Here is a 2,302-nt window from a genome sequence, read left to right as displayed (position 1 = left end):
AGTTGGCTGACCTATCAGTGCCCTTTTAGGACTGGCCAGTAAGAAAGGCTTATAGCCGTAGAACAAACCACCCTTTCATACGGGTGGTTTTGATTTTAGATAATATATCACACAATATTAGTATTTCATCGTATATAAAATTTTTGCCAAAAATGGATATGGATAGTCAGAATACTTTAACCATAAGTATTCATTAATTTATACTGAAGATAGAAATAGAGAAGGTAGTCATATCGTTAATATAACCACACGATAAGCTAAGTTAGAATTTATCGGAGGTATAATAAATGGATACATATTATCTAAAAAGTTTAATTTTTGATCTAACATTTCTTGAATACGAGATGCTATGTGTGGCGTTGCCAAAATATAATAAGCATAAACTTATTAAAAAGGCTTTTAAAAAAACTAATTCCTTACGAAAAATACAATTACTTTCTAGAAAGTACGAAGTTAATTCTTATTATGAACAACATAAATTTATATTGTATTACTTATATTATAAAAAGAGTAGTCACATCCCCCCCGTTTTTAAATATGTACAAAGACAGAAGTTTTTAGAAAAATACCATACTTTAGAAATGATTATAAAAGATTATTCAAAAAAAGAAATTAAAACTATTTTCAATGATATATCTAAAGACCAATTCGAAAAAAATCTAGCGTATATCACTAATTAATGGTCTTAGAATTTTGATTAAATTATAGGGTAGTATTATTAGATATTACTTATCTATAAAAACTAACTAAAATGCAGAATTCCATTAAATTTTTTATGATAAAGGAGAACTTATGAAACAAAGACGTATTGTAAGTTTAGATATTATTAGAGGTTTAGCGATATATCTTATCGTATTTATGAATAGTTTAGAAGTAATTCCTAGAGTAGCTGGTGAGAATATTATAGAGACACATACAGATGCTATCATTTATAATCTTGAAGAAATTTTTATAGAAAATAAGTTCATAGGTTTATTTTCACTACTATTTGGCATTAGTATGGGGATATTTATGGATAATGCACGTAGAAAAAACTTATCACCCTTAAAGTTAATGTTTAGGAGACTGTTGTTCCTTTTAATTGTGGGTATTATGACTTTTATGTTTCTAACCCCCTTTCTTCCTTACGCTATCATAGGATTAATTATTATGTTCGTTGAAAACTTAAAAAAACCTAAATTAACACTAATATTCTTAATAGTTGTTATTTTATCTTTTATTGCTATCAGTATTTATCAGAATAATTTCTTTCATCTTAATATTGCAATCACTTTGGATATGCTCTTAGGATTATTTTTATGGCAAAGTGGAACAATATCTAATTTTAAGGAATATAAGCGTCAATATTTAGTCTCATTAATTATAGGACTTATTATTATCACTTTAGTAGATTTAAATTGGATGTATTTTGATTTTGATAAAAATTTAATATTATATTTAATAACCCCTTTACAAACTTTTATTTACTTTATTTTACTGATGTTTATTACTCAAAGTCAGAGGGTTCGACAATGGTTAAAGCCAGCTGAAAAAGTTGGCAAAACCGCATTTACCAACTTTATATTACAAATTCTATTATTAAATTTAATTATTAGAATATTCTTCAATTCTAGTTGTCCTACACCAAGTCGATCGATTTTAATATCAGTGATAACGATATTGATAATGTCTGTATTAACAAAAGTATGGTTAAAATACTTTAAGCAAGGACCATTAGAAAAAATATGGCGCATGTGGACTTATAAAAATATTCAAAACAAATAATTTAGAAGAACATACTACTGATTATATAAATATGACAATGAGTAAAAGGAAGGATTGTATAATGAAAATAATACTTCTCATAGCGATAGTTTTCAAAAAGATAAATCTAAGAAAAGAATAGCTAGTCAAGAAGAGAAGTTTAATTCTACGTCAAACTGTAATTCATCTAAAAATGAAAAATAATATTAAAACATCTAAGATAAAATGTTAATGCCCTATAACGACTAGAAATATACTATTCTTTTATGTTAGTTTCTCTTAAAACATTCTTAATCTTAATAATATTGCTTTCTTTGCACAACAGAAGTTTTTTACCTCATAATTTTAAATGCAGTTATACAAATTACAAATTGCGACTTTATTTTTTTAGATAAGAACATAATAACTTAAAAAGCTACACCAATTGTGGTTTAGCACAAATCTTAAAATTTGTCAGTAAGTTTCGGAGAACCTATGTGAAAAATATAATAAGAGGTGAACAACTCTTACAAACTAATTGTTAATCTGTATACAAGAATTGTCTAGTGATTTGTACTGT

Annotated in this window: 1 protein-coding gene; it reads left to right on the top strand. The window is 26.1% G+C overall.

The window, feature by feature from the left end; all coding sequences use genetic code 11:
* Window positions 1-792: 792 nt before the first annotated feature.
* Window positions 793-1,764, top strand: a complete 972-nt coding sequence (locus tag ACIBF5_RS32660; protein ID WP_029376514.1) for a DUF418 domain-containing protein — start codon at window positions 793-795, stop codon at window positions 1,762-1,764.
* Window positions 1,765-2,302 lie beyond the last annotated feature (538 nt).

Origin of the sequence: Micromonospora sp. NPDC050417 (genome assembly GCF_044458865.1) — a bacterium.
In the GTDB taxonomy this organism is placed as follows: Bacteria; Actinomycetota; Actinomycetes; order Mycobacteriales; family Micromonosporaceae; genus Micromonospora_G.
The sequence above is the reverse complement of the archived record's forward strand: the minus strand, read 5'-3'. Positions and strand labels throughout refer to the sequence as shown.

Bases quoted from the DNA above. Each gene is read 5' to 3' on its own strand.
- ACIBF5_RS32660 (WP_029376514.1), top strand. From the start codon at position 793: ATGAAACAAAGACGTATTGTAAGTTTAGATATTATTAGAGGTTTAGCG.